We start from the raw sequence: 25,552 nt of genomic DNA, 5'->3' as shown, positions 1-25,552 counted from the left end.
CAACACCTGTCGATTTCATTGTTGTTTACCTCCTTAAAATAACGTGTATTTTTGTGCCTTTTTTGACACTTTCTCTTTATAATAATTATAATAACAGTATTGTAAAATAAAGTCAATATAAAACATTTCAAACCAAATTTGATACAAATTTTCCTGAGTCGTTCCTCTCCCGCCTCTCACATCCCACCTCCCACCTAAGGGCATCGTCAAAGTCAATATAATCACTTATGTCCGGAAGTGTAGAGACGGAAAATAGCAATTCCCTCCGTTTGAGGAGTTTCTTGTAATTACAAAGCGCTGCTTGTACCTCTCGGGGCAGCGCGAACGCCGTTTGAGGGATTACAAAGCGCTGCTTGTACCTCTCGGGGTAGTACGATCACCGTCAGAGGGATTACAATGCGCTTCTGATCCCTCTCGAAGAGGCAATACTTCCACATGAGGGTTCACAGAGTGGAAAGACGAATGTTATTTCTTTTAATAAATTGTTGGACTTTGACTTTACCTTGCCTCCCACATCCAGAAAGCTTGACATCGGATGGAGAGTTCCTTATAGTTTTTGTAAGACATAATGATTAAGAATGAAGCCTGGGAACGGATGAGTAAATGCTTACGTGTCCACAGAGAGCCGCATGAGTGCTGAGAGGCGGCGGCAAACGGAGTGTTGAATATGGTCCGGGAGGTATTATCCTCGATCTGCGCCTGCAGTAAGGGGAGGACGTCTGTCTGCGTTAATAGACGGCCATCAGCTTAATTGAGCTGGTGCTTTGAGCTCCTGGGTTATACCAGGAGGAAGCAGGGTGGTACCGCGTGAGTGAACTCTCGTCCCTACATGGGGCGGGAGTTTTTATATTTAAAACGAGGAGTTTTTTAAATGTCAAAACCAACATTCTATTTAACGACACCGATTTATTACCCGAGTGGCAAATTGCATATCGGCCACGCGTATACGACGGTGGCCAGTGATGCATTGGCTCGTTACAAGCGTCTGAAAGGTTATGATGTCATGTTTTTGACGGGAACGGACGAACATGGCCAGAAGATTGAGCGAAAAGCAGAAGAAGCGGGCACGACTCCGCAAGCTTTCGTCGATGACATTGTTAAGGGCATCCGTTCACTTTGGGATACACTGGACATTTCCTATGATGACTTTATCCGCACAACGGAAGACCGCCATAAATGGTCGGTGCAGGAAGTCGTTGAACAGTTGAAGGCTCAGGGTGATATTTATTTAAGTGAGTATGAAGGCTGGTATTCCGTTTCCGATGAAACGTTCTATACGGAGCTGCAACTGGATGAACCCATCAAGGAAAATGGTAAAGTCGTGGGCGGCAAGAGTCCGGACAGCGGTCATCCCGTGGAGTGGGTGCGGGAGAAATCGTATTTTTTCCGGATGTCGAAATACGCAGATCGCTTGCTCGCTTTTTATGAAGAAAATCCTGATTTTATTCAACCGGAGAGTCGTAAAAATGAAATGATCAACAATTTCATCACGCCGGGGCTGGAAGATCTCGCAGTTTCCCGCACGGCCTTTTCCTGGGGCGTTCCGGTTAAAAGCGACCCTGAGCACGTCGTGTACGTATGGATCGACGCGTTGTTGAATTATATCACCGCGCTTGGATACGGCACCGAAAATGATGAGAAATATCAACGCTACTGGCCGGCAGACGTTCACGTGGTCGGAAAAGAAATCGTCCGCTTCCACACGATCTTCTGGCCGATTATGCTCATGGCTCTCGACCTTCCCCTGCCCAGGAAAGTGTTCGGCCACGGGTTTGTGCTCATGAAAGATGAGAAAATGTCGAAGTCCAAAGGCAATGTCGTCTATCCGGAAACATTGGTCGAGCGCTACGGGCTTGATGCCGTTCGCTATTATTTGCTGCGTGAAGTGCCATTCGGTTCCGATGGCCTGTTTACGCCGGAAGCTTTTGTCGATCGAATTAATTTTGATCTCGCCAATGACCTGGGCAATTTGTTAAACCGCACGATCGCGATGATCAATAAATATTACGACGGGAATCTGCCAAAGTATATTAAGGACGGAACCCCTTATGACAGCAATCTCGTTGAACATGCTTACGCCACCGTCAAGAAGGTGGAAACACACTTGGAGGAAATGGAGTTTTCCATCGCGCTAACATCGATTTGGCACTTCATCGGACGCGCGAATAAATATATCGATGAAACGCAACCGTGGATGCTGGCCAAAGATGAGGGAGGAGAAGGCGAACAACTGCAAACGGTCCTGTACCATTTGGCAGAATCGCTTCGCTATATTGCGGTCTTAATTCAGCCATTCATGACGCGATCTCCCCTGGATATTGCCAGGCAGCTTGGTTTTGCCGACCGGGAGCAGTTATTGGCGTGGGGTTCGCTGCAATCGTTCGGTCAGCTGCCGGAGGGTACGAAAGTCATCGAGAAGGGGACGCCCGTCTTTCCGCGCATCGATGTGGAAACCGAGGTGGCTTACATCAGCGAACAAATGACGGGAGGTTCGTCGGCGCCTGAGCCCGAGCCCGAGCAGCCCGAGGGGCTCATCACCATCGATGATTTTAAAAATGTAAAACTGCGCGTCGCGGAAGTCACGGCTGTAGATCCGGTTAAAAAAACCGACCGCTTACTCAAGCTCCAACTGGATCTCGGCAGTGAACAGCGGCAAGTCGTCTCCGGCATCGCCGAGCATTATGATGAAGCAGCCCTCGTCGGTAAAAAGCTCATCTGCGTCAGTAATCTCAGGCCGGCAAAATTAAAAGGGGAAGACTCCCAGGGTATGATCCTCGCCGGAGAAGCGGACGGCACCTTGCGTGTCGTTACGGTTGACGGGGAATTGCCGAATGGTACGGTGATTTCGTAATGGACAGCAGTAAAGAAGGGATATGAATATGGCTAACTTATTCGATACGCATGTGCATTTGAACGTGGAGCAGTTTGACGATGACCGGGAAGCTGTTATGGAACGCGCTCGGGAAGCGGGTGTAGGCTTGATGAATGTCGTCGGGTTTGATCACGAGACGATTAAAGCGGCCATCGAGCTGGCAGAAAGCTATGATTTTATTTATGCCACGGTCGGATGGCACCCTGTGGACGCTGTGGACATGCAAGCCAAGGATTTGGATGGGATCGAGTCGTTGGCGACGCATCCGAAGGTGGTCGCGATTGGAGAGACGGGATTGGATTATCATTGGGACAAGTCGCCCGCCCACATCCAAAAAGAGGTGTTTCGCGAACAAATCGCGCTCGCGAAACGCGTCAATCTCCCCCTCGTCATCCATGGTCGTGAATCGCAAGAAGATATCGCCGCGATCATGGAACAGGAAGGACTGGGCCCTGCGGGCGGGATTATGCATTGTTACAGCGGAGATACTGAAACCGCGCGGCGCTGTCTCGATCTTGGTTTTCACATCTCCTTCGGGGGCCCCGTGACTTTTAAAAATGCGCAGCTGCCAAAGGATGTTGCTCAAACCGTGCCGCTGGAGCGCTTGTTGGTGGAGACGGACGCTCCGTTTCTCGCCCCTCATCCTTATCGGGGAAAACGCAATGAGCCGGCCTATGTGGCAAAAGTGGCGGAAAAACTGGCAGAACTGCATGGACTCTCTTACGAACAATTGGCAGAGACGACGATGAATAATGCGAAAGCATTGTTTAAAATCGCTTAAGGGGTGCTTGGATGACTCCGTCTAAAATGATCGTTGAGGAATGTATCGTCGTCGAAGGCAGAGGGGATACGGCCGCTGTTAAACAAGCCGTGGATGCGGACACGATTGAAACAGTCGGCTCCTCCGTCCCCGCCCATGTCATCGCGCAGATCAAACTCGCTGCCAGCCGCCGCGGGGTCATCATTCTCACTGATCCTGATTATCCGGGCGAGCGAATACGCCGTATCATTTCGGAGGCGGTTCCCGCTTGTAAACACGCATTTATAAGTAAACAGGAAGCTAAAGCTGCCCGGGGAAAAGGTAACGGGGTGGAACACGCACGTATCGATGCGATTCGGGAGGCGTTGGCGAGCGTTAGGGCACCTGTAGGCAGAGCCCAGCAAAATAACGGGCTCTCAACTCAGGACATTCGTGCCGCAGGATTGCTGGCGGGTCCTGACGCCAGGGAACGTCGCGCCCTTGTCGGTGATCGGCTCAATATCGGTTACGCCAATGGCAAGCAGTTTTTAAAACGCTTACAAATGTTTCGCATCGGCCACGAGGAATTCCATGAAGCGGTGGCTGAAGTTTTGCAACAAGAAGAGGAGCATTCGTGATGAGTCAAGCTATAGCTACGCCATCGAGAACAAGAGCGATTCTGGAAAAGCATAATCTCGCCTATAAAAAAAGCCTCGGCCAAAATTTTATCATCGATGGGAACATTTTGCGCAGGTTGGTCGAGGCCAGTGAAGTGACGACGGCAGACGGGGTCATTGAGGTTGGGCCGGGTCTGGGAGCGCTCACCGAACAGTTCGCCCGCCGGGCCAAAAAAGTGGTGGCCTATGAGATTGATCAGCGCTTGCTCCCGGTACTTGAGGACACGCTTGCCCCTTACGAGAATACCAGCATTCATCATCAGGATATTCTTGAAGCGGATTTGCAGGCCTTGTTTGCGGATGAATTCAAGGATACGACACATGTCGTCGCGGCCGGAAATTTGCCGTATTATGTAACGACCCCGATTATTATGATGTTTCTGGAACAAAGGTTACCGATTAAAACACTGACAGTGATGATCCAAAAAGAAGTAGGGGAACGACTGGCGGCGGCGCCGGGAACGAAAGCTTACGGCTCCCTGTCCCTCGCCGCGCAATACTATGCGGAGACAGAAACCATCCTGAAAGTCCCGGCGACGGTGTTCATGCCCCGTCCCAATGTTGACTCAACCATCGTTCGTTTTCGGGTGCGCGAAGCGCCCCCGGTCCAGGTTGGGGATGAACGCTTATTGTTCAGCGTGATCCGGGCTGCCTTCGCCCAGCGGCGCAAAACGCTGGCGAACAACCTGATCCGTTGGATCGAGGAAAAAACGGGAGATCAATCAGCTTTGCCAGCGGCTTTCGATGTTGCCGGTATCGAGAGCCGGCGCAGAGCAGAGACACTTACGCTGGCCGAATTTGCCGCTTTGACGGAAGCCTTGGCGACAGAACAGGTCATATGACATTCCGCGTCCGATTCACTCCCCATGGGCTCCTGGCATATGCTAAGGCATGAAGGAGGAGTCACGATGTCCCTAAAGATCGGTGATCTCGTCACCCGTTATTCATACGATGAAGACATTTTATTTCGGATAACAGCCATTCAAAAAGATGGAACTTACGAGTTAAAGGGCGAAGATTTACGGTTAGTGGCGGATGCGCCCTCTGAAGATTTGAACAAAATTGATGATGACGAACGGTTAAAACGGGAAAAAGAGCAACAAAAAAAAGAAGCGCAGTGCTATCATCTTTTTCGCCAGGATCACCGTTTGTCAAGAGAACAAAGCGATTATGAAATGACGTCAAACTATTCCACATCCACCCCTCATTACTTCGAATTGAGGGGTCGTGTTTTGCATCTGGACGGAGATCCCGGTTATTTGCAAAAATGCACGATGATGTATGAACGTTTGGGCATTCCCATATATGGCGCTCATATGAAAGAAACAGAAATGCAAAATCAAGTGGCTTCTCTTCTGGAAATGGTACAGCCGGAAATCCTCGTAATCACCGGTCACGACGCCTACACATCGGCCCAGGGAGAGCAAAAAGAAGCGAAAGCCTATCGTCATTCCCGCGCGTTCGCCCAGGCGGTTCGAGAGGCCCGCAAAGTTGTGCCGCAGCTGGATGACCTCATCATTTTTGCTGGCGCGTGCCAGTCCTATTTTGAAAGTCTGATTCGAGCGGGCTCCAATTTTGCAAGCTCGCCGGCGCGGGTGAACATTCACGCTCTCGATCCGGTTTATATCGCCGCGAAAATAAGCCTGACGCCGTTTATGAATCGGGTGCAACTGTATGAGATTCTGCGTAACACCCTAACGGGAGACGATGGGCTCGGTGGCATTGATACCAAAGGGGTCCTACGACGCGGATTGCCTTTGCGGGATGATACTGAAATGTGAAAGCTCCATGACACTTCTTTATTCTCATGAATTTCCGTATAAATCGTGAATAAATGCACAAGATAAAGGGAAATCTTGCCGTTTAGCTAAAGAAAACTTGGCTTATCGCCAAGCCTGGCGAAAGCCTTAGTTGCACTTATCTGCAAAAAAAGTATTGACAGGACAGATCCGGAGTTGATACAATTTATTGTTTTGTATAATTTGACGGCGGCGCGAATATATGTTAATATAGAACAAGTGAGGTGGGGCTAGAGATGGGTAAAACGTTAGTGGAAATTAAGGAATCCCTTGAAGAAAATGTCGGTAAACGGATTACACTGAAGGCCAATGGCGGGCGCCGCAAAATCGTGGAACGCTCCGGGCTGTTGGAAGGCACTTACCCCTCGGTTTTTATAGTGAAGCTGGATCAGGATAAACACAAAGTAGAACGTGTATCCTATAGCTACACGGATGTTCTCACGGAAACCGTACAACTGACGGTTTTTGCGGATGAAGAATTACAAGCATAAACCCCTTGCGACAGCTGTGTCATTTTTCGGGTTAAAAATGACAGCTATATTTTTGTCTTTTTGACGTACGCTATTAAGGCACGACGCATTAATTAAGCCAGGGGGATGGTTGTGTTGAGCCGGAAGCGTTCGATAATGTCCGATGCCTTAAAAGAAGAAATTGCCAAAGAAATCGGGATTTATGACACGGTGCAGCAAGAAGGCTGGGGTGGCATAAAGTCACGGGATGCCGGAAACATGGTGAAACATGCCGTTGAGATGGCTGAAAGAAATATGCAAAAACAATAGGAATGTCGTGCAACCCGGGGCCTTTTCCCGGGTTTTTCATTTGAATGGATGAGAAATCGGTCCCTCACCGATTTCCATAATCCTACCTCCGATCTCCGACCTCTGGAAAGCTGTACAGTTAAGCTGTTTTGCACTAAAATGATGGTAACAGTTTGAAGAGCGCTGACGTTTCGTCGTTGGCATACGGAGGAGAATGAACGATGAAGTGTTCAGTAAAAGCCCCTGCTAAAATTAACTTATCATTGGAAGTGCTCGCCAAGCGTCCGGACGGTTATCATGAAGTCGAAATGATTATGACGGAAGTGGACCTTGCCGACCGTCTCGATTTCACAACCAGAAACGACGGGCAGATTGTCGTGGAGATGTCCGAAGGATTTATTCCCCTCGATACCCGTAATCTGGCATATCAAGCTGCGCGCGTCCTTAAAGATCGATTTCAGGTTAAAGAAGGCGCGACTATCCATATTCAAAAAAACATCCCCGTAGCCGCAGGTTTAGCCGGCGGGAGCAGTAACGCTGCCGCGGTTTTGCGTGCGTTAAATGACATGTGGAATCTTTCCCTATCGAAAGAGGAACTGGCCGAAATCGGCGCACTCATCGGTTCGGATGTCGCTTTTTGTGTTCATGGCGGAACGGCAAAGGCACTCGGACGTGGGGAAAAGATTGAAAAACTGCCGACGGTACCTCCTTGCTGGGTCGTATTGGCAAAACCGCCGATCGGGGTTTCAACGGGCGATATTTACCGGCATGTATGGGTGTCCGAACGTCGTCATTCTCCATCGGCTGAGGTTGAAAATGCGATTTATGCCCGGGATTACGGACAGATTTGCAACCACCTCCATAATGATTTGGAGAGCGTAACGTTGGCTCTTTATCCGGAGGTTGGGCGGATCAAGCAACGAATGGTTGAGTCGGGCATCGATGCAGCGTTGATGAGTGGCAGCGGTCCGACCGTTTTCGGCCTCGCGAAGCACGAAGGTCAGGTTCAGCGGGTTTACAATGCCTTGCGCGGATTTTGCGAACGAGTGTATGCAGTGCGGCTGTTGACTTCGGAAACTTGCTAAAACCGGATGATAATGATATATTTTCTCTAAATATTCGTGTTTTAGTTAAGGGGGGCCTATGAAGAAGCTGAAACGAAGCAGTCGTCTCGTCGATATGACCTATTTTTTGCTGCAAAACCCACAGCAGTTGATTTCTCTCAGTCATTTCTCCGAGCGCTATGGATCCGCGAAATCCTCGATTAGTGAAGACTTGGCGATCATAAAGGACATATTTGAAAGTGAGCGCATGGGCTATTTAATGACCGAGCCGGGTGTAAGCGGCGGGATCCGCTATGAGCCGGCACTTTCTGCCGGACAAGCGCATGCCTTGGTTGACAAGCTCTGCTCCCGGCTGGAAGATCCTGAACGCTTGCTCCCCGGCGGTTATTTGTACATGATGGATGTCCTCGGGCAACCGGGGTTGATGAATCAGGTGGGGCGTTTGTTCGCAGGGATCTATCGCGGCAAGCATATCGACGTGGTCATGACGATGGCAACGAAGGGTATTCCGCTCGCCTACGCGGTTGCTTCTTATCTGGATGTCCCCGTAAGCATCGTTCGACGGGATCATCGCATTACGGAAGGGTCCGTCGTGAGTATTAATTATGTTTCCGGATCGGCCAAGCGTATTCAGACGATGTCGCTTGCCCGGCGGAGCATCCCTGCGGGAAGCCGCGTTTTAATCGTCGATGATTTTATGAAAGGGGGCGGCACAGCGAAAGGGATGAGCGAGCTGTTAACGGAGGTCAATGCCCATCTCGTCGATATCGCCGTGCTTGTTGAAGCCGATACCAAGGAACGGCTCATCGATGATTATATTTCTCTCGTACAGCTTGCAGAGGTGAATGAGCAGACAAACCAAATAAAGGCAAGTCCAGGCAATTTTAAACATTATCTTGCTGACTAAAAGGAGGAAAAAATGCCATGAAAACCATTTATACGAATGAAGCGCCTGAAGCGATTGGACCCTATTCTCAAGGTGTTGTTGTCAACAATCTTTTTTACAGCTCGGGTCAAATCCCCCTCACCCCAAACATGGAGATAGTCGGGGAAGGCATTCGTGAGCAAACTCATCAAGTACTGGAAAATGTACAGGCTGTTTTGAAAGAGGCGGGCGCATCCATATCGTCTGTCGTCAAAACGACCGTATTTATAAAAAATATGGATGATTTTCCTGTCATTAACGAAATCTATGGCGAGTATTTCAATGAGCATCAGCCTGCCCGCTCCTGTGTGGAAGTCGCGCGTTTACCGAAAAATGCCCAAATTGAAATCGAAGTGATCGCGCTTGTCAACGAGTAAGATGAAAAACCGCCCGTGGGTGGTTTTTTTTTCACTGTGATTGGCATACTGCAAAATGAAAGGAAGGATGTCCATATGCTTGATTTACCGCAAATCTCACAAGTTAGCGCCAATCTCCTTGAACATGCCCGTCATAAAGGCGTGTCCGAACTGGAATTACAACGTGCCATACAGGAGGAGAACGTTTCGTTTTTAAATGAAGTGAGTGACGAGCTTTTTAGCTATGATGAAGTATTTACGCATGCCAGGGAACAGGGTGAAGAGCTTGAACGGGCGTTATTGGAAGGATACAATATCAAATTTATTACTAAGGATGGGTTGAAAACATGGTTGAAACAGAAATTTGGGTTCGAAGAAGGTCGTGACTACCGGGAAGAGGAAGGGCAAATCAAGGGTCTGGTGCTTGATAAAGACGAGCGGCAGATGCTTGAGAGTTCACTGGCTGGTAATTGGACGATTGAAACGGTGGATAATGACGAGAATCAAAACGAACAAAGAGTTATTTTACATTTAAACGTTTGGTTTGATTAAGATGAAATCGGCTACATTTTAAATTTTTTATGGTTTAAAAAAGGATTTTGCCTGGGTCGTGTGGAACATTGTAGCACAGGGCTTTTGTAAGCGCTACATTAATAAAGGTGGTGAAAAAATGGAAGTTACAGATGTGAGAATGCGCAGAGTGAATACATCAGGTCGCATGCGAGCCATTTCTTCCATTACCTTCGATCAGGAATTTGTTGTTCATGACATCCGCGTGATCGATGGGAACAACGGGTTATTCGTCGCGATGCCGAGTAAACGTACCCCGGACGGGGAATTCCGGGACATCGCCCATCCGATTTCTTCCCGAACACGCGAGAAAATTCAAACAGCGGTTCTTGATGAGTACGAACGTCAAGGGGAACAAGTGCAATATGAGGAAGCGGGGGCTTCTTAAAAGGTGCTATGACCTTGTACGCCGTATGTGCAAGGTCATTACTCTTTTAGACTTATGCAAGTGATCACTTGTGGTACCCCAAATCGCTCTGGCGGAAGAGGTTTTATCTTGAAAATCAGCGGTGTATAGGATATATTTTTACATAGAAAAGACACTTGGCGAAACGGGAGGGGACCGAATGGATAATCGATACGCAATCATTCTCGCGGCAGGCCAAGGAAAACGTATGAAATCAAGCAAACCAAAAGTTTTACATACTGTTTGCGGCAAACCGATGGTTTCTCATGTTGTTGACCAGGTTCAAGCCGCCAACTTTGCACAAACCGCCGTCGTGGTTGGCCACGAAGGTGCGGAGGTGCAAAAGGTCCTTGGAGACGAGGTAAGCTTTGTATGGCAAAATGAACGTTTAGGTACAGGACATGCCGTTAAGCAGGCAAAACCGCTGCTCGGCGATAAAAAAGGGACGACGCTGGTGATCAGCGCTGATACACCGATGATTTCAGCCGTAACGATGCAGGATCTGAGTGATCATCATGAACACAGCGGCGCGAAGGCGACCGTTCTAACCGCCCGTGTCGATGATCCTACCGGGCTGGGGCGTGTCATCCGTGACCCGGAAACAGGCGAAGTGCAAAAGATTGTTGAACATAAGGATGCGAGCGCGAAAGAACGAGGCATATCGGAAATTAATACGGCCACGTACTGCATTGACAACGAGGCTCTTTTTTCTGCCTTGCAGGAAGTCACGAATGATAATGCCCAGGAAGAATACTACTTGCCGGACGTCATTGAAATTTTAAAGGCGCGCGGCGAAAAGATTTCTGCCTGGGAAACGCCTGATGCTGCGGAAGCGCTGGGCATTAATGATCGCGTAGCCTTGGCGGATGCGGAAAAAACGATGCAGAGACGAATCAATGAATACTGGATGAAGCAAGGGGTGACATTCGTGGACCCCGACCATACTTATGTATCCGTCGATACGGAATTAGGCGCCGACACCACCATTTATCCAGGCACGATGCTTCGCGGCCAAACCGTAATCGGGGAAGGGTGTGAAATAGGGCCTCACTCGGATATTACAGATAGTCGTGTGGTGGATTTTACGACGATTAAGCAATCGACCGTGTCCGCGAGCGTCATTGGCGAACATGTTCATATCGGCCCTTTTGCTCATATCCGTCCCGACTCGAGTATCGCCCAGGGAGCGAAGGTGGGTAATTTCGTTGAAATCAAAAATACCGAGGTCGGGAAAGGCTCGAAAGCTAACCATCTAAGTTACATCGGGGATGCCGAGCTCGGTGAGGACGTTAATCTTGGTTGTGGAGCCATTACGGTCAACTACGACGGGAAGGAAAAGCATGTGACCACAATTGAAGACGGCGCATTTATCGGCTGTAACGCGAACCTGGTGGCGCCGGTAACCATCGGACAAAATTCATTTGTTGCCGCGGGGTCGACGATTACAGATGATGTGCCCGGCGAATCTTTGTCCATCGCGAGAGCACGGCAAACGAATAAAGACGGCTACCTGAAAGAAAAATAAGGGGAAGTTATGTGGAATTGACTGTCTCCAACCTCTCACTTCCCACCTCCCACCTCTAGTACGAAGGAGATACAAACATGGCCATGTATAACGATCCTTATCTGAAAATCTTTACCCTGAATTCAAATCCTGAACTCGCTCAGGAGATTTGTAAACACGTCGGTGTTGATTTGGGGGAAACGTCCGTGAAACGGTTCAGTGACGGTGAAGTGCAAGTGAATATTGAAGAGAGCATTCGCGGTTGTGATGTTTATCTCGTTCAATCCACTTCGGAGCCGGCCAACGAACATCTCATGGAACTGCTCATTATGATCGATGCTTGTAAACGGGCGTCTGCAAAAACGATTAATGTCGTGATTCCTTATTACGGATATGCACGGCAGGATCGCAAGGCGCGGTCGCGGGAGCCGATCACGTCTAAACTCATCGCCAATTTGTTGGAAAATGCCGGCGCTACAAGAATACTGACCCTCGATTTGCATGCTTCGCAGATTCAGGGATTCTTCGATATCCCCGTCGATCAGTTATTGGGAACACCACTTTTTGCTTCATATTTTAAAGAAAAAAAACTGGAAGATGTTGTGATTGTATCGCCTGATCACGGGGGAGTAGTACGGGCAAGACAAATGGCGGATCGTCTGGAAGCGCCGATCGCGATCATCGATAAACGCCGGCCGCGTCCGAACGTCGCGGAAGTGATGAATATCGTCGGCGATATTGAAGGAAAAACCGCTATCATTGTTGATGATATTATCGATACGGCGGGAACCTTGCAACTGGCGGCAGATGCGCTTGTTGAGCAAGGCGCGGAACGCGTTTTTGCTTCGTGCACCCATCCGGTACTTTCGGGGCCGGCGATATCGCGAATCGAGGAGTCGAAACTGGAAGAACTGATCGTCACCGATACGATTTCCCTGCCAAAACAGAAACAAATTCCGCAGATTACCCAGCTTTCTGTAGGGCCGTTAATGGCAGATGCGATCATTCGTGTGCATGAACAGACATCCGTCAGTTCCCTTTTCAATTAAAGAAAGCTTGGCTTATCGCCAAGCCTGGCGAAAGCCTTAGTTGCACTTATGCATGATAAGAAAGTTATACTTTGTTTCTTATCTGCTAAAAAAAGTTGCATAAAGCCTCGTATAATGCTAAGATGAGCTATTAGAGTGTGCTTTTTCGATGAATAAGAGGATCAATATAGATGAGGTGAAAGTATGGCAATATTAAAAGCGAACGCGAGAGAGGATTTGCGACGGTCCGAAACCCGGAAATTGAGAGCTGAAGGCTATGTACCGGCCGTGTTATACGGTAAGAAAACGGAAAGCACACCTGTGTTTGTACAAGGCCTAACGTTCATGAAAACGTTGCGTGAAGTTGGAAGAAACGGCATTATCGATTTGACCGTGGACGACGGTAAAAAGCACCAGGTGATGGTTCATGACTTGCAACAAGATGTGATTAAAGGACACACGACGCATATTGATTTTTTTGAAGTGGACATGACCTCGGAAATGGATGTTGATGTCGCCGTGAACCTCGTCGGTGACGCTCCCGGTGAGTCAGAAGGCGGTGTCGTCTCCCACATGCTTTACACCGTTTCCGTTCGCGCCCTTCCAAGGGACATTCCCGAGCAAATCGATGTCGACGTCAGTGAGTTGGGAATCAATGATTCCATTTCCGTCGGTGACTTAAAAGCAGGAGAGAACTATGAATTCCAAAGCGATGATGAAGAGACGATCGTTTCCGTCCTTCCGCCAAGTCAAGAAGAGGAAGAAGAGCCTGCTGACACCGATGAAGAGCAAGAACCTGAGCTCGTGGACAGTGACGAAAGTGAAGAAGAAAATTAAGCTTCCGTCTTCCTGGTGTGCCCCGGGAGAAGAGGTTGTTACATTTCAGGAGGCATAGCCTACAGGTTATGCCTTTTTCACGATATGGCTCTCCTTCGAAGGAGGTTTAAAGTGAAATTACTTGTTGGTCTCGGCAATCCCGGGTTAAAATATGCAAAGACACGCCATAATGTTGGGTTTATGGTGTTGGATGAGCTCGCGAAAGAATCGGGAGTCAAGTTAAATAAACATAAGGCTTTTCAGGGCGAATATAATGAAATCACCGTTGATGGTGAACGTATCCTATTGCTTAAACCGCAAACGTATATGAACCGATCAGGTCGTTCTGTCCAGGCGATTGTCGATTATTTTGGCATCGAGTCTGCTGATATCCTCGTCATCTACGATGACCTGGACTTGGCGGTAGGTGTGACGAAATTTCGTAAAACGGGCGGCCACGGGGGGCATAATGGCCTTCGCTCCCTTATCGATCACTTGGATACGAAGGCGTTTAATCGCGCACGTATCGGCATTGGACGCCCCCGGGAAGGCCAATCGGTGACATCACACGTGCTTGCACGATTCAGCAAAGAAGAGCGTAAAGAGATAGAGAACGTGCAGCAGTACGTGACAAAAGCCTGTAAAGCCTGGATGGAAGCGGATTTTGACTATGTCATGAATCAATACAATTAAGTCCCACCTCTCACTTCCCACCTCTAACCTCTAGACTGTATATCTCCGATGTCACTCGTTAACACTACCTATAAGTGTAACGAAAGGAGAGGGTTGTGGATGGCTCTATACTATCATTGTCGCCAATGCGGGACGGAGATGGGCATCATTTCGGCATCCGGAAAGAGCTACCGGGATCTTGGATTTGGGCTTCTCTCCCAACAAGACCAGGAAGAAATGATGAATGTGGATCAAGCCGGCCATGTTCATGTGGACATCCTTTGTGAATCATGCGATGAGGCGACGGCGCTCAATCCCGATCTGCATGAACAAACAGTCTGGATCCATTAGCGGCGGACTTTGTTAGTCGTTTCGGGAGGTTCACGGGAGAAGACGATTGAGAATAGTTTGAAAAAAGGCGGGCTTAGAAGAGGTCGCTTTTCCTATCATTAAGAATGAGCTGAAGCAGGGGAGGATGCTTGTTCATGAAGTCGATCGCACAAACATTGGCGAAAAATAAACACATCCAAAGCATTGAGGACGGTTTGGAAAATGGGTTGCATGAACAATTGCTCACGGGGTTGAGCGGTTCTGCAAAAACGTTATTGTCCTCGGCTTTGTATGATACGGGACAAAAGCCACAAATCCTGGTGACGTATAACTTGCTGCAAGCGCAAAAGTGGCAAGAGGATTTGAGCGATTTGCTCGGAGAAGAACATGTTTATTTATATCCCGTGAACGAGTTGATTTCTGCAGAGATTGCCGTTGCAAGCCCGGAAATGAGAGCCCAGCGTCTGGAAGTGATGAACGCGCTGTTTAACGATTTTCAGGGTGTATTAATCGTTCCGATCGCAGGGCTTAGACGGTTACTTCCTCCGAAAGAAGTGTGGTCAAAGAGCCAAATGGCACTTCGGGAGCAGGATGAGCTGGATGTTGACTTGTTTTTAAGTCGTTTGGCCTCTATGGGATATGCGCGCGTAGATATGGTTTCCTCCCCGGGGGAATTTAGCGTGCGCGGGGGAATTATTGATGTCTATCCTTTAACGGAAACCTATCCGATTCGCGTGGATCTTTTCGATACCGAAATTGAATCGATTCGTTACTTCAATGCCGAGGACCAGCGGTCTTTGGATGGGATATCATCCGTGCAGATCGGGCCCGCGGATGAAACGGTATTGTTTGCCGACCATTGGCAACAGGCCGCCGAGAAGCTGGATGCCGCCATGGAGGAAACCATCAAACAGGTGAAAGATAGAGAGACAAAGGATCAATTACGGCAAAAACTGTCCTGGGAACGTGATCAGTTAAAAGAACAGATACGTTTTCAGGGTTTATACAAGTATATGACGTATTTTTATTCGGAGGCACAAACGCTTGTAGATTATTTACCCGAGGACGCTGTCGTCTTTATCGATGAAATCAGCCGGGTCCAGGAGACAGCGGAACGGCTCGATGAGGAAGAAGCCAATTGGCAGTTGTCGTTGCTGGAGCAAGGGGATGCCCCCCAGGGCATACGCGTGTCCGTGTCTTTCCAGACGATATTACAGACGATTCGGCAGCCCATCGTCTATTTTTCATTGTTCTTGCGGAGTATTCCTGCCACCCAACCGCAAAACATCGTCAATGTCAACTGTAAGTCCATGCAGCAATTCCACGGACAAATGCCGGTATTACAAGGGGAAATGGAACGCTGGATGAAAGGGGACTTCACCGTCGTCTTCATCGCGGCTGATGAAGAGCGAGGGCGAAGATTGCAAAATGTGTTGAGTGACTATGACATGGAGGCGGAATGGGTGACGCGCGATACGGAATTGCAAAGCCGGCGCGCCTATATCATGCAAGGGGATTTACACAATGGCTTTGAGCTTCCCTTTGATCAACTGGCCGTCATTACCGAGCGAGAGACGTTTACGAAGAAAGTCACCCGCAAGCGTCGCCAGCAAAAGTTATCGAATGCAGAACGGATCAAGAGTTATTCCGAGTTGCATGTCGGGGATCTTGTCGTTCATGTGGACCACGGCATAGGCAAATATTTGGGAATCGAGACACTGGCCGTCAATGGTCTTTACCAGGATTATCTTCATATTTCTTATGCCGGTAATGACAAATTGTATGTTCCTGTTGAACAAATCGACCAAGTGCAAAAATATGTCGGCTCCGAAGATAAAGACCCCAAGATTTATAAACTCGGGGGGCAAAGTTGGAAAAAGGTCAAGCGAAAGGTTGAGTCATCCGTTCAGGACATTGCCGATGACCTCGTCAAGCTGTACGCGGAGCGCGAGGCTTCACAGGGATACGCTTTTTCTCAGGATGATCAGGAACAACGCGATTTTGAAGCCGCTTTTCCTTATCAGGAAACCGAAGACCAGCTTAAAGCCATCAGCGAGATCAAGGAAGATATGGAGAGAGAGAGGCCCATGGACCGTCTTTTATGCGGGGATGTCGGCTACGGAAAAACAGAAGTGGCGATTCGCGCGGCTTTCAAGGCGATTATGGACGGCAAGCAAGTGGCTCTGCTCGTGCCGACGACGATTCTCGCGCAACAGCATTTTGATACTTTTAACGAACGATTTGCCGATTATCCGATCAACATTGGCCTTCTTAACCGTTTCCGCACGCGGAAACAACAGAACGAAACGCTCCGTTCTCTCAAGACGGGCGGTCTCGACCTGGTCATAGGGACCCACCGTTTATTATCAAAAGATATTCAGTTTAAGGACCTCGGCTTTTTGATCGTCGATGAAGAGCAACGCTTTGGGGTCACCCACAAGGAAAAAATCAAGCAATTGCGGGCCAATATTGATGTGCTGACATTAACGGCAACCCCGATTCCGAGGACGCTTCACATGTCGATGCTCGGAGTGCGTGACTTATCCCTGATCGAAACACCCCCGGAAAATCGTTTCCCCGTACAAACGTACGTGTTGGAGTATAACCCGTCACTCGTCAAGGAAGCGATTGAACGTGAGCTCGGCCGCGGGGGACAAGTGTACTTTCTGCACAACCGGGTTGATAACATCGAACGAATGACAGAGCAAATCTCCATGCTCGTGCCTGAAGCTGAAGTGGCTTACGCCCATGGTCAGATGCAGGAGCGAGAATTGGAAGCGACGATGATTGACTTTCTGGAAGGGCATAAAGATGTATTGGTGACGACGACGATTATCGAATCAGGGGTCGATATTCCGAATGTTAATACTCTGATTATCAATCATGCGGACCGGATGGGGCTTTCCCAGTTGTATCAAATCCGCGGCCGCGTCGGACGCTCCAATCGCGTCGCTTACGCGTATTTCTCCTATCAACGGGATAAGGTGCTCACGGAAGTGGCTGAGCAACGCCTGCAGTCGATTAAGGAATTTACGGAGCTCGGTTCCGGTTTTAAAATCGCCATGCGTGACTTGTCGATCCGGGGCGCCGGGAACTTATTGGGGGCTGAACAACACGGCTACATTGATTCGGTCGGTTTCGATATGTATTCGCAAATGCTTAAGGAAGCGATCGATAACCGCAAAGGGGTCCAGGAAGCGGAAACGAAGGCCTCCGATATTGAATTGGATGTGAAAGTGGAAGCTTATATTCCGGAAGATTATATTAAGGATGCCAAACAAAAGATCGAAATGTACAAACGCTTTCGGGGTCTGGAGACATTCGATGACTTAAGCGATTTACAGGATGAAATGATCGACCGTTTCGGTGAATATCCGGATGAGGTTCGTGCCTTGTTTTCGATATCAAGGATCAAGTTGTATGCCCGTCAGGAAGGTGTAGAATCGATCTCGGAAAGCGGAGGGAAATGCACCATCATGCTTTCAGAGGAAACCTCGAACGTTATCGACGGGGCTTTGCTCTTTCAATTCGTCAATGAGTTGGGCAGAGATGTCGTCGTCGGAACGGATGGCCCGAAAATAAAGCTTATCGTTCACGCCAAACGTTTATCTTCGGCTGTTTACGTCTCCTTGCTCGATAAAATCCTTTCCCGGATTCCGGAAGTGAGAAAAGATTATTTGTCAGAAACGGTGTCTTCGTGAATGATCAGCCGAATTGGTGCCCACATGTAAAAATTCTTTTATTATGGGTGAATAGTTCTTTTTTGGATGACGGATACTACCCATAATCACGTGAAGCAGACAGACCTGATCACTGAAAGAGATTTCATCATAAGAAAGAGAGGTATCTGCATGAAAGCTACTGGTATTGTCCGTCGCATTGATGATTTAGGACGAGTCGTCATTCCGAAAGAAATACGTAAAACCCTTCGAATCCGCGAAGGCGATCCATTGGAGATTTTTGTCGACCGGGATGGAGAAGTGATTTTGAAAAAATACTCCCCGATCTCGGAACTCGGAGATTTTGCCAAAGAATATGCCGAAGCTTTGTATGATAGTCTCGGCCACCCGATTCTCGTCTCCGATCGTGATTCCTACATTGCCGTTTCGGGAGGTTCCAGGAAGGATTATGCCCACAAGAGCATCGGCGAAATGGTGGAGTCTGCCATCGATAAAAGACAGACGGTGACGGAGTTTGAACACGGAGAGTACAATCTCGTCAGCGATCATCGCGACGCGATGCAAGGGTATGTAGTTGCCCCGATCATCGCCAACGGCGACCCGATCGGAGCTGTGGTGATGATTGCAAAAGATCAGGCTCCGGAGGAAAATGTTGCCCGTACGCTCATGGAAACGGCAGCCGGATTCCTGGCGAGACAGATGGAGCAATAGCTGGTGTCATGACGTCCATGTCACAATCTGGCTTCTTAATTTTCCTAGAAAAAAAACAGCCGGACGCTTTACAAGCCACCGGCTGTTCCTTTATCATGAAGAACATAGCATAAGGAATGTCACCAAATATCATAATGGAAGCAGGCTCCTTCTCGAGTCTGCTTCAGCTCTGTCTTGGGAAAGATGTCGGAGAGCGTAAACATTATTCAGAAATTTAAATAATGTGTGTGGTTATCTGTTCATTTTGCGGAAAAAACGTCTAAACTTCTTGCTTCTTTGTTTAGGTTCCGGTTTTACCAGCGTCGTTTGATTTTGATCCGCGTCTGTATTTTCCTGCTCACGAAGATCCTTCTCCAATAATTCACGCCCCTTTGTATAAATAAGCATCGAGCTTCCTCCTTTTCTTTGATGTTGGCCACCTTTAGGCAATATCATCGTAACACATCATTATTCATCGAGGGAAGTGTGAATGCATGGAATTTTAGACGCAGGGTTTCAAAAGGATGATGACTTGCGTTATGATAACAACATCTTACATTTGGGAGGGTAAGGCTATGACGCGCTACGATGTTAAGGTATCTTTAACCAATGGATACGTGCTCCACGTAGAAGAAGAAGGCGAAAGCGAAAATGAAGTCAAGAATGAATTCATCGGGGAAAGTGGAACATATAACAAAGACGGGGTTTCTTTTTTCAAGGAACACGTGATATCGGTGGAAGTTTCAGAGATAGAAAAATAAAGCGCCCGTCGGGCGCATTTTTTTCGTTCTGAATCCCGATTATTAAGACCAGAGTAAGCAATAAAGCGATAAAAAAAGCTAGAAGCTGCAAAAATAGTCCGATTTTGATCACATAATTTCACAGCTTTCCTCACCGTTTTATGCGTTCACATTTGCTTTAAAAGCGATTTGCGCCAAGAATTCTTACCAGATAAGATGGATATATAAGTTGATCAAAATTAATCAAATGAATGAAGGAGTGTTTCAGATGCGTACAGATTTTTATCCATCCAGGGTAGGAAGCAATGCAAAACTCATGAAACGCGAGGACCCGGTCATTCACAATCGAGGAGAGTTTGACGGACCTCTCAGGGAATCAGAGCTGGATTCCTATGAGAAGAACGGATTTCTCATGCTCAATGATGTCTTTTCAGAAGAAGAAGTAGATATTATGTCGGATCAACTTAAGCAGACGCTCGAAAGCGCCAGGGGAGTAAATTCGGAAACCGTCGTGACCGAGCCTGGAGGCGATGAAGTCCGGTCCATCTTTGAGGTCCATAAGAACAATGATTTCTTTAGCCGCTTGGCGTCGAACGAACACATTGTGAAAGCAGCGCAACAATTGCTGGGCAGCGAAGTGTACATTAACCAATCCCGCATTAACTTTAAGCCGGGCTTTAACGGCAAGGAATTTTATTGGCATTCCGATTTTGAAACGTGGCACGTGGAAGATGGGATGCCGAAACCAAGAGCGGTCAGCTGCTCGATTATATTAACCGATAATTATGAATATAATGGGCCTTTGATGTTGATTCCGGGATCCCACCAATGGTACGTCTCCTGCGCAGGAGAAACGCCGGATAATAACTATGAGCAATCTCTGCAAAAGCAGGAACTCGGTATCCCCGACAAGGAAACTTTGACCCAACTATTTGAAAAAGCAGGAAAACGTATTGAAACAGCCACCGGTAAAGCGGGTATGGTTCTATTTTTCGAAAGTAATACCATGCACGGTTCCGCCGGCAACATATCGCCTTTACCGCGAAGCAACGCGTTCTTCGTGTTTAACTCTATCCATAATCAACTGGAAGAACCCTTTGGCGATGCGAAGCCGCGTCCGGAATTTCTCGCGAACCGGGAAGGAATCAAGCCGATGGAACCCAAGCCAACATTTGAAAAAGACAAAGCGACAACATGATTTAAGGCGAGGCCACTCCATGCGGGGTGGTCTTAATTTTGGGTAAATAGTTTCCCGCGTAGAGGACAGTGAAGCCATAATCCGTCAGATCCTGGCAGCTAATGGCGCCACCCATGGGTAGTAAAGCCATAAAAAAGCCGCTCCATTCAGAAAATGGCGCCACTTTCTTTAAGTATACATCAATGAGCTTTTGGCGAGCAGCATCACGTGCGGATACGGGAATCACCGCTTAACCCTCTGCAACCGTAGTCGCTTGATCGCTTTTGTAGGTTGTTAGGGGTTATTTAAGGTGCGATCATGATGACCGCAGTTTCTTAATACAATCATTTCTGTGTTTTCAAAATGAAAGGTAATGCGAACGTCCATGTTGGCGCTGATTCCCCATATATTGGGATTATGGTAACCTTTCATTTTTTTCATTCTTAGTGAAGGGTGAGAGAAATCTTCGGTCATCATTACCAATGCTTTATTTATCGCTTTTTGCGATTGTTGATCCAGCTTTTTATAAGATTTTTTGAACCGACTGGTTCGCTCAACGTTCATCGCCATCGGATGTCTCATCGCTTTCCAAATCTGCAATTAAATCATCGACATTATCAAATGTTTTCACACGACCTGCTTTTATATCTTCCTCGGCTTCTCTTTCTTCTTCCTGCCATTCTTCCGTCCAAAACCATGCTTGATCTTTTGGAATTTCAACGGTTGGGACAATAACGATCCTTCCATTTTCTAAACGGCATTCCAGTCGATCCCCTTCATGTAAATTTAAAGCATCAACAAATTCTTTAGGGATAGTGACTTGGGAGCGTCTTTTAAAACGAATGGATTCACGTTGCATAGAAACACCTCGTTTTTTTGCTTGTGCCATATGATATGCTTTCCTTCTCATGTATGATTATACGACAATTTGATTTTCTGATTTCATTTTATCATAATTCACGTTTTTTCTCTACAAAATAACCGATCGCCGAGATAGGCGACCGGTTTTTTACGTATAACCTATAATCAGTAATGATTGTGTTTTCTGAATAGACGCTTGGCAAATCCTGACGGTTGATGTTTGCACGAGAGATTGTTGCACATACCCCAAGAAATCATGGACCGTCTCGTCACCGCCGTTCTTGTACCATTTCTCGCCTTTAATCTGCAAATCGTTGTAACCGGCTGGTGTTTTGACGTCTGTTGTGTTAACGAAGTCTAAAAACATCTTTTCGTGATTGCCTATTAAGTACGTCACTTGATCAGGGTATATACTGATCAAGCTCAACGCAAAGTTAACACATTGCCTGCTTTGCGGGCCTCTGTCGATCAAGTCACCTAAGATCATTAAATCATCGCCATCATGTATATAGATACCTGCATTGGAAGAAAAAATTGGCAAAATGTCTTTTTCTGTTTCATTTGACGGGTTGCGCTGTTTGAAAACTATGCTTAAGGTGGAGTAAGCTGTCATTGAAGAAAAATATATAGCTCGCTATATTAAAGTGGAGTTGTCTGCATGGCCATAACGATTTTAACTGCCATTATTGCGTATGTAGCTACAGCGATCGATTACCTCGTTATCTTGATCATCCTTTTTTCGCAAACGAGCAAAAAAGGTCAGCTGAAATATATTGTTATCGGTCAGTATTTAGGCACGGCCATCATCTTCGTGGTGAGCCTTTTGGCAGCGCTCGGGACGATCTTTATTCCTCAGCAATGGGTCGTCGGTTTACTTGGGCTTTTGCCCATATATTTAGGAATAAGAGTGTGGCTTAAAGGGGGAGAAGAGACGGAGGAAAGTGACATCTTGTCGCTTTTATCATCCGGGAGGTTTAATCATTTATTCTTGACGATCACTTTTATTGTATTAGCGTCAAGTGCAGATGATTTTGCCATTTATGTTCCTTATTTTACGACGCTTAATGTAAACGAAATCCCCGTGGTCATTATCGTCTTTTTGATCATGGTAGGGGTTCTGTGTTATATCAGTTACCAACTCGCCTCTATTAAGTATATTGCAGAGAAGGTAGAGAAATATGAACAGGGGTTGGTTCCCATCGTGTTCATCGGCCTCGGAATTTATATTATGTTGGAAAACGGAGTCTTTGAGGTACTGTTTTAAAATGGATCCGGGAGGGATGTATATTGGATCCGCTTACGATTATTATTATCATTGTCATGCTCATCTTTTTATTCCCGTTAATCAAGCGGGGCGTAGGCTGTTTATTCAGGTTATTGGCGCTTGCTGTATTAGTGATTGGAGCGCTCGTGTTGTTGGGAATATTCTTCTAGGGAGGCAAGCCATCCATGCTGGAGAAACAAAAATCAGGGACAGCTTTATTGCTTATCGATTTTATCAATAATCTGGATTTTCCGGAAGGGGAATTGCTGGAGCCGCAAGGGGTTGAGGCTGCTCTGAAAACGAAAGAATTAAAATCTTACGCGAAAGAATTAGGCATCCCCGTTATTTATGTTAACGACAATTATGGAAAATGGAAGAGTGATTTCGGGGATATCGTGAAATTTTGTACAAGCGCTGATTCCAGGGGAAAGGAAATGTCAGAAACCGTTTTGCCGGAAGAGGACGATTATTTTATTTTGAAGCCTCAGTTTTCCGGTTTTTTCAAAACGCAGCTATCCTTGCTTCTTGGGCATTTAGAGGTGAAAAATCTCATTCTCACGGGTGTAGCGGGTGATAAATGCATTCATTTTACGGCGAACGATGCTTATATGCGCGGCTACGACATCCGGGTGCCGAAAGATTGCACGGCTTCCAATTATAAAGAATCCAACGAGCGCGCCCTGACCTTATTGGCAGACGTGCTGGGCGTGGACACAACGACATCCGATCAAATCAGGCTTGCGATGAGATAAATTTAGAGAGTGGCAACGTAAAAGGAGCGAAAAATACCTTGAAGGACAATATGAAACCGACCGTGGAGATTATTGGCTTAGGCGCGGGTGATCTTGGGCAATTGCCAGTGGCCACATATCGACGCTTGCAAGGCGGGCAGATAGTGTATGCTCGCACGGCTCAGCACCCTGTTATTGCAGAATTACAGACTGAAGGGGTCGTGTTCGAATCCTTCGATGCCATCTACGAGAGGTATGATTCCTTTCAACCGGTATATGAGCATATCGCAGAAGCGGTGATCGGCGCGGCCGAGGTGTCCCGTGACGGCGTACGTTATGCCGTGCCCGGGCATCCGCTCGTCGCTGAAGAAACCGTGCAGCTTCTGCTGGCCGCGGAAGCAAAAGGGCGGGTAAGCGTAACCGTCGTCGGAGGAGGAAGCTTTCTCGATCCCGTGTTTACAGCGCTTCGCATCGATCCGAATGATGGCTTTCAGCTCCTTGATGCGACTGCGCTTACGGCGGAGGATATCACCTTAAAACAGCACCTGCTTGTCTCACAACTGTATGACAGCTATATCGCCTCCGAAGTGAAATTGACGTTGATGGCGCATTTTCCGGATGATTACGCGGTTACACTCGTCAAAGCGGCGGGAACCCCTGACGAGGATGTGAGGACGCTTCCGCTTTTTGAGCTCGATCGTGAAATGGATGTCAGCAATCTCACCGTCCTTTACGTGCCGCCGGTGCCGGATGAAAACTATTTGCGGCATACGTTCACCCGTCTTCGAGAGGTGATTCGCATATTGCGGAGCCCTGACGGTTGCCCGTGGGACCGGAAGCAGACCCATTTTACATTAAAGCGGTTTTTACTGGAAGAAACGTATGAGGTTCTGGAAGCGATTGACGAAGAAGACGACGATCATCTCGTCGAAGAACTCGGTGACGTCCTCCTGCAAGTTCTCCTGCACGCCCAAATCGGCGAAGACGAAGGCTATTTCGCGATCGAAGACGTCATCGCCGCTTTAACCGAGAAGATGATTCGTCGCCATCCGCATGTTTTTAAGGAAAAAATTGAAGGTGATCGCGCCGAAGATGTAGAAGTGCGTTGGGATAAAATAAAAGCAAGCGAGAAACAAAGCCGCGCCCCGGGGTCCATCCTTGTTGATATCCCGCGCAACATGCCCGCGCTCATGAACGCTTATGAGATTCAGAAGAAAACGGCGAAGTTAGGATTCCAATGGGATGAAAAAGCACCGATGTGGGAGAAACTCGAAGAAGAAATCACGGAGTTCAAGGAAGCCCTGGCAGAGAACCACGCCGAAGATGCAAAAAAAGAACTCGGCGATGTTTTCTTTATTCTCGTAAACCTTGCGCGAACGTATAAGATTCAGCCGGAGGAAGCATTGCTGATGACGAACCGCAAATTCATTCGGCGTTTTCAATATGTGGAAGAGCAGTTGAAAGCAGTCGGGAAAACACCGGAAGAAAGCGATCTGCCGGAAATGGACCGCTATTGGGAGCAAGCCAAAAACAAAGAAATGTAAGGGATGACGAATATGCGTATTGATAAATTTCTGAAAGTCTCTCGTCTTATTAAAAGGCGCACGATCGCCAAAGAAGTGGCAGGCGCGGGCCGTCTGCAAGTGAACGGACAAGTGGCGAAAGCCGGGACCGAGGTGAGCCCCGGGGATGAAGTTACGATTCAGTACGGGCGCAAAACCGTCAAGGTTCGTGTGGAACGTCTTGACAACGCGGCACAGAAAGGAGAAGCGACGAACCTGTACACAACGCTTGAGGAAGCGAAAGCGGAGGAGGAGTGATCCGATCCGACCGCCGACATTGGACGAAGCTTGTTCTTTTTTTCCCCTTGTATGCATAAGCTGGCGGTAATGA

The 25,552-nt window shown here is 47.8% G+C and carries 31 protein-coding genes and 1 other annotated feature; of the genes, 26 read left to right on the top strand and 5 right to left on the bottom strand.

All coding sequences use genetic code 11. The features are described 5' to 3' along the window. Positions 1–578 precede the first annotated feature (578 nt). Positions 579–830, top strand: a binding site (T-box leader). Positions 831–871: 41 nt separating this feature from the next. The 19 genes from metG (at position 872) to spoVT (ending at position 18,907) form a co-directional block, all read left to right on the top strand. After that, positions 872–2,851 carry a methionine--tRNA ligase gene (metG, locus tag BLS58_RS14680; RefSeq protein WP_090399546.1) on the top strand — a complete coding sequence of 660 codons (1,980 nt, stop codon included), beginning with the start codon at positions 872–874 and terminating at the stop codon, positions 2,849–2,851. Between the two features lie 28 nt (positions 2,852–2,879). Then, on the top strand, positions 2,880–3,653 hold the full coding sequence (locus BLS58_RS14675; RefSeq protein WP_090399545.1) for a TatD family hydrolase: 774 nt from the start codon (positions 2,880–2,882) through the stop codon (positions 3,651–3,653). Positions 3,654–3,664: 11 nt separating this feature from the next. Then, entirely contained in the window at positions 3,665–4,249 is a 585-nt protein-coding gene (gene rnmV, locus BLS58_RS14670) for a ribonuclease M5 (protein WP_281241019.1), read from the top strand. Continuing rightward, the gene (rsmA, locus tag BLS58_RS14665; protein ID WP_090399544.1) at positions 4,249–5,130 is read left to right on the top strand and encodes a 16S rRNA (adenine(1518)-N(6)/adenine(1519)-N(6))-dimethyltransferase RsmA; all 882 of its coding nucleotides are present in this window, start codon (positions 4,249–4,251) and stop codon (positions 5,128–5,130) included. Before rnmV ends, rsmA begins: the two co-directional genes overlap by 1 nt. Positions 5,131–5,196: 66 nt before the next feature. Next, the gene (yabG, locus tag BLS58_RS14660) at positions 5,197–6,069 is read left to right on the top strand and encodes a sporulation peptidase YabG (protein WP_090399543.1); all 873 of its coding nucleotides are present in this window, start codon (positions 5,197–5,199) and stop codon (positions 6,067–6,069) included. A gap of 254 nt (positions 6,070–6,323) precedes the next feature. Next, positions 6,324–6,578 carry a biofilm formation stimulator Veg gene (veg, locus tag BLS58_RS14655; protein WP_090399542.1) on the top strand — a complete coding sequence of 85 codons (255 nt, stop codon included), beginning with the start codon at positions 6,324–6,326 and terminating at the stop codon, positions 6,576–6,578. 114 nt (positions 6,579–6,692) lie between these two features. After that, a complete protein-coding gene (locus BLS58_RS14650; RefSeq protein WP_090399551.1) occupies positions 6,693–6,866 on the top strand; it encodes a small, acid-soluble spore protein, alpha/beta type in 174 nt (57 codons plus the stop codon). Between the two features lie 200 nt (positions 6,867–7,066). Continuing rightward, positions 7,067–7,930 carry a 4-(cytidine 5'-diphospho)-2-C-methyl-D-erythritol kinase gene (gene ispE / locus BLS58_RS14645; protein WP_090399541.1) on the top strand — a complete coding sequence of 288 codons (864 nt, stop codon included), beginning with the start codon at positions 7,067–7,069 and terminating at the stop codon, positions 7,928–7,930. A 58-nt stretch (positions 7,931–7,988) separates the two neighbouring features. Then, positions 7,989–8,816 (top strand): pur operon repressor, encoded by an 828-nt coding sequence (purR, locus tag BLS58_RS14640; protein ID WP_090399540.1) that lies wholly within the window; start codon positions 7,989–7,991, stop codon positions 8,814–8,816. A 17-nt stretch (positions 8,817–8,833) separates the two neighbouring features. Next, positions 8,834–9,211 carry a RidA family protein gene (locus BLS58_RS14635; RefSeq protein WP_090399539.1) on the top strand — a complete coding sequence of 126 codons (378 nt, stop codon included), beginning with the start codon at positions 8,834–8,836 and terminating at the stop codon, positions 9,209–9,211. Between the two features lie 75 nt (positions 9,212–9,286). After that, entirely contained in the window at positions 9,287–9,742 is a 456-nt protein-coding gene (locus BLS58_RS14630; protein WP_143018928.1) for a hypothetical protein, read from the top strand. Positions 9,743–9,860: 118 nt separating this feature from the next. Continuing rightward, the gene (spoVG, locus tag BLS58_RS14625) at positions 9,861–10,148 is read left to right on the top strand and encodes a septation regulator SpoVG (RefSeq protein WP_090399537.1); all 288 of its coding nucleotides are present in this window, start codon (positions 9,861–9,863) and stop codon (positions 10,146–10,148) included. 178 nt (positions 10,149–10,326) lie between these two features. Beyond that, positions 10,327–11,691, top strand: a complete 1,365-nt coding sequence (glmU, locus tag BLS58_RS14620) for a bifunctional UDP-N-acetylglucosamine diphosphorylase/glucosamine-1-phosphate N-acetyltransferase GlmU (protein WP_090399536.1) — start codon at positions 10,327–10,329, stop codon at positions 11,689–11,691. A gap of 77 nt (positions 11,692–11,768) precedes the next feature. Beyond that, positions 11,769–12,719, top strand: a complete 951-nt coding sequence (locus tag BLS58_RS14615) for a ribose-phosphate diphosphokinase (protein WP_090399535.1) — start codon at positions 11,769–11,771, stop codon at positions 12,717–12,719. A 183-nt stretch (positions 12,720–12,902) separates the two neighbouring features. Further along, a complete protein-coding gene (locus BLS58_RS14610) occupies positions 12,903–13,535 on the top strand; it encodes a 50S ribosomal protein L25/general stress protein Ctc (RefSeq protein ID WP_090399534.1) in 633 nt (210 codons plus the stop codon). A 111-nt stretch (positions 13,536–13,646) separates the two neighbouring features. Continuing rightward, entirely contained in the window at positions 13,647–14,207 is a 561-nt protein-coding gene (gene pth / locus BLS58_RS14605; RefSeq protein ID WP_090399533.1) for an aminoacyl-tRNA hydrolase, read from the top strand. A gap of 99 nt (positions 14,208–14,306) precedes the next feature. Continuing rightward, positions 14,307–14,537, top strand: a complete 231-nt coding sequence (locus BLS58_RS14600; protein WP_176764779.1) for an anti-sigma-F factor Fin — start codon at positions 14,307–14,309, stop codon at positions 14,535–14,537. A gap of 134 nt (positions 14,538–14,671) precedes the next feature. Then, positions 14,672–18,217, top strand: a complete 3,546-nt coding sequence (gene mfd, locus BLS58_RS14595) for a transcription-repair coupling factor (RefSeq protein WP_090399531.1) — start codon at positions 14,672–14,674, stop codon at positions 18,215–18,217. A gap of 150 nt (positions 18,218–18,367) precedes the next feature. After that, positions 18,368–18,907, top strand: coding sequence for a stage V sporulation protein T (spoVT, locus tag BLS58_RS14590; RefSeq protein ID WP_090399530.1), 540 nt, complete (start codon positions 18,368–18,370; stop codon positions 18,905–18,907). Positions 18,908–19,138: 231 nt separating this feature from the next. Here spoVT and BLS58_RS17660 read toward each other — a convergent pair whose 3' ends face one another. Further along, entirely contained in the window at positions 19,139–19,294 is a 156-nt protein-coding gene (locus tag BLS58_RS17660; RefSeq protein WP_176764778.1) for a hypothetical protein, read from the bottom strand. A gap of 167 nt (positions 19,295–19,461) precedes the next feature. On the opposite strand from BLS58_RS17660, the gene BLS58_RS14585 reads away from it, so the two are divergent. Together BLS58_RS14585 and thpD are read left to right on the top strand one after the other, a co-directional pair. Beyond that, a complete protein-coding gene (locus BLS58_RS14585; RefSeq protein ID WP_090399529.1) occupies positions 19,462–19,647 on the top strand; it encodes a hypothetical protein in 186 nt (61 codons plus the stop codon). 247 nt (positions 19,648–19,894) lie between these two features. Next, positions 19,895–20,824: an ectoine hydroxylase gene (gene thpD / locus BLS58_RS14580; RefSeq protein ID WP_090399528.1), complete on the top strand. Its 930-nt coding sequence runs from the start codon at positions 19,895–19,897 to the stop codon at positions 20,822–20,824. A 1-nt stretch (position 20,825) separates the two neighbouring features. Here the strand turns inward: thpD and BLS58_RS17865 are convergent, their stop codons facing one another. From BLS58_RS17865 to BLS58_RS14560, 4 genes are all read right to left on the bottom strand, one after another. Next, entirely contained in the window at positions 20,826–21,050 is a 225-nt protein-coding gene (locus BLS58_RS17865; protein ID WP_090399527.1) for a hypothetical protein, read from the bottom strand. Positions 21,051–21,097: 47 nt separating this feature from the next. Further along, positions 21,098–21,373, bottom strand: coding sequence for a cytotoxin (locus tag BLS58_RS14570; protein WP_245723195.1), 276 nt, complete (start codon positions 21,371–21,373; stop codon positions 21,098–21,100). Next, complete coding sequence (locus BLS58_RS14565) at positions 21,357–21,692, bottom strand: AbrB/MazE/SpoVT family DNA-binding domain-containing protein (protein ID WP_090399526.1); 336 nt, start codon at positions 21,690–21,692, stop codon at positions 21,357–21,359. Before BLS58_RS14565 ends, BLS58_RS14570 begins: the two co-directional genes overlap by 17 nt. 120 nt (positions 21,693–21,812) lie before the next feature. Continuing rightward, positions 21,813–22,277, bottom strand: a complete 465-nt coding sequence (locus BLS58_RS14560) for a metallophosphoesterase (RefSeq protein WP_090399525.1) — start codon at positions 22,275–22,277, stop codon at positions 21,813–21,815. Positions 22,278–22,322: 45 nt separating this feature from the next. Here BLS58_RS14560 and BLS58_RS14555 point away from each other — a divergent pair, with 45 nt between their 5' ends. The 5 genes from BLS58_RS14555 to BLS58_RS14540 are packed head-to-tail and all read left to right on the top strand — an operon-like array spanning position 22,323 to position 25,479. Further along, a complete protein-coding gene (locus tag BLS58_RS14555) occupies positions 22,323–22,928 on the top strand; it encodes a CadD family cadmium resistance transporter (protein WP_090399524.1) in 606 nt (201 codons plus the stop codon). A gap of 23 nt (positions 22,929–22,951) precedes the next feature. After that, a complete protein-coding gene (locus BLS58_RS17655) occupies positions 22,952–23,098 on the top strand; it encodes a hypothetical protein (protein ID WP_176764776.1) in 147 nt (48 codons plus the stop codon). A gap of 15 nt (positions 23,099–23,113) precedes the next feature. Further along, positions 23,114–23,680, top strand: a complete 567-nt coding sequence (locus BLS58_RS14550; protein ID WP_090399523.1) for a cysteine hydrolase family protein — start codon at positions 23,114–23,116, stop codon at positions 23,678–23,680. 50 nt (positions 23,681–23,730) lie between these two features. Then, complete coding sequence (gene yabN / locus BLS58_RS14545; protein WP_090399549.1) at positions 23,731–25,203, top strand: bifunctional methyltransferase/pyrophosphohydrolase YabN; 1,473 nt, start codon at positions 23,731–23,733, stop codon at positions 25,201–25,203. Between the two features lie 12 nt (positions 25,204–25,215). After that, complete coding sequence (locus BLS58_RS14540) at positions 25,216–25,479, top strand: RNA-binding S4 domain-containing protein (protein ID WP_090399522.1); 264 nt, start codon at positions 25,216–25,218, stop codon at positions 25,477–25,479. The last annotated feature ends 73 nt before the right edge of the window (positions 25,480–25,552 follow it).

The sequence above is a fragment of the Natribacillus halophilus genome (assembly GCF_900100185.1).
Classification (GTDB): Bacteria; Bacillota; Bacilli; order Bacillales; family Marinococcaceae; genus Natribacillus; species Natribacillus halophilus.
The sequence above is the reverse complement of the archived record's forward strand: the minus strand, read 5'-3'. Positions and strand labels throughout refer to the sequence as shown.

Bases quoted from the DNA above. Each gene is read 5' to 3' on its own strand.
- metG (WP_090399546.1), top strand. From the start codon at position 872: ATGTCAAAACCAACATTCTATTTAACGACACCGATTTATTACCCGAGT.
- BLS58_RS14675 (WP_090399545.1), top strand. From the start codon at position 2,880: ATGGCTAACTTATTCGATACGCATGTGCATTTGAACGTGGAGCAGTTT.
- rnmV (WP_281241019.1), top strand. From the start codon at position 3,665: ATGACTCCGTCTAAAATGATCGTTGAGGAATGTATCGTCGTCGAAGGC.
- rsmA (WP_090399544.1), top strand. From the start codon at position 4,249: ATGAGTCAAGCTATAGCTACGCCATCGAGAACAAGAGCGATTCTGGAA.
- yabG (WP_090399543.1), top strand. From the start codon at position 5,197: ATGTCCCTAAAGATCGGTGATCTCGTCACCCGTTATTCATACGATGAA.
- veg (WP_090399542.1), top strand. From the start codon at position 6,324: ATGGGTAAAACGTTAGTGGAAATTAAGGAATCCCTTGAAGAAAATGTC.
- ispE (WP_090399541.1), top strand. From the start codon at position 7,067: ATGAAGTGTTCAGTAAAAGCCCCTGCTAAAATTAACTTATCATTGGAA.
- purR (WP_090399540.1), top strand. From the start codon at position 7,989: ATGAAGAAGCTGAAACGAAGCAGTCGTCTCGTCGATATGACCTATTTT.
- BLS58_RS14635 (WP_090399539.1), top strand. From the start codon at position 8,834: ATGAAAACCATTTATACGAATGAAGCGCCTGAAGCGATTGGACCCTAT.
- BLS58_RS14630 (WP_143018928.1), top strand. From the start codon at position 9,287: ATGCTTGATTTACCGCAAATCTCACAAGTTAGCGCCAATCTCCTTGAA.
- spoVG (WP_090399537.1), top strand. From the start codon at position 9,861: ATGGAAGTTACAGATGTGAGAATGCGCAGAGTGAATACATCAGGTCGC.
- glmU (WP_090399536.1), top strand. From the start codon at position 10,327: ATGGATAATCGATACGCAATCATTCTCGCGGCAGGCCAAGGAAAACGT.
- BLS58_RS14615 (WP_090399535.1), top strand. From the start codon at position 11,769: ATGGCCATGTATAACGATCCTTATCTGAAAATCTTTACCCTGAATTCA.
- BLS58_RS14610 (WP_090399534.1), top strand. From the start codon at position 12,903: ATGGCAATATTAAAAGCGAACGCGAGAGAGGATTTGCGACGGTCCGAA.
- BLS58_RS14600 (WP_176764779.1), top strand. From the start codon at position 14,307: ATGGCTCTATACTATCATTGTCGCCAATGCGGGACGGAGATGGGCATC.
- mfd (WP_090399531.1), top strand. From the start codon at position 14,672: ATGAAGTCGATCGCACAAACATTGGCGAAAAATAAACACATCCAAAGC.
- spoVT (WP_090399530.1), top strand. From the start codon at position 18,368: ATGAAAGCTACTGGTATTGTCCGTCGCATTGATGATTTAGGACGAGTC.
- BLS58_RS17660 (WP_176764778.1), bottom strand. From the start codon at position 19,294: ATGCTTATTTATACAAAGGGGCGTGAATTATTGGAGAAGGATCTTCGT.
- BLS58_RS14585 (WP_090399529.1), top strand. From the start codon at position 19,462: ATGACGCGCTACGATGTTAAGGTATCTTTAACCAATGGATACGTGCTC.
- thpD (WP_090399528.1), top strand. From the start codon at position 19,895: ATGCGTACAGATTTTTATCCATCCAGGGTAGGAAGCAATGCAAAACTC.
- BLS58_RS14570 (WP_245723195.1), bottom strand. From the start codon at position 21,373: ATGGCGATGAACGTTGAGCGAACCAGTCGGTTCAAAAAATCTTATAAA.
- BLS58_RS14565 (WP_090399526.1), bottom strand. From the start codon at position 21,692: ATGGCACAAGCAAAAAAACGAGGTGTTTCTATGCAACGTGAATCCATT.
- BLS58_RS14560 (WP_090399525.1), bottom strand. From the start codon at position 22,277: ATGACAGCTTACTCCACCTTAAGCATAGTTTTCAAACAGCGCAACCCG.
- BLS58_RS14555 (WP_090399524.1), top strand. From the start codon at position 22,323: ATGGCCATAACGATTTTAACTGCCATTATTGCGTATGTAGCTACAGCG.
- BLS58_RS14550 (WP_090399523.1), top strand. From the start codon at position 23,114: ATGCTGGAGAAACAAAAATCAGGGACAGCTTTATTGCTTATCGATTTT.
- yabN (WP_090399549.1), top strand. From the start codon at position 23,731: ATGAAACCGACCGTGGAGATTATTGGCTTAGGCGCGGGTGATCTTGGG.
- BLS58_RS14540 (WP_090399522.1), top strand. From the start codon at position 25,216: ATGCGTATTGATAAATTTCTGAAAGTCTCTCGTCTTATTAAAAGGCGC.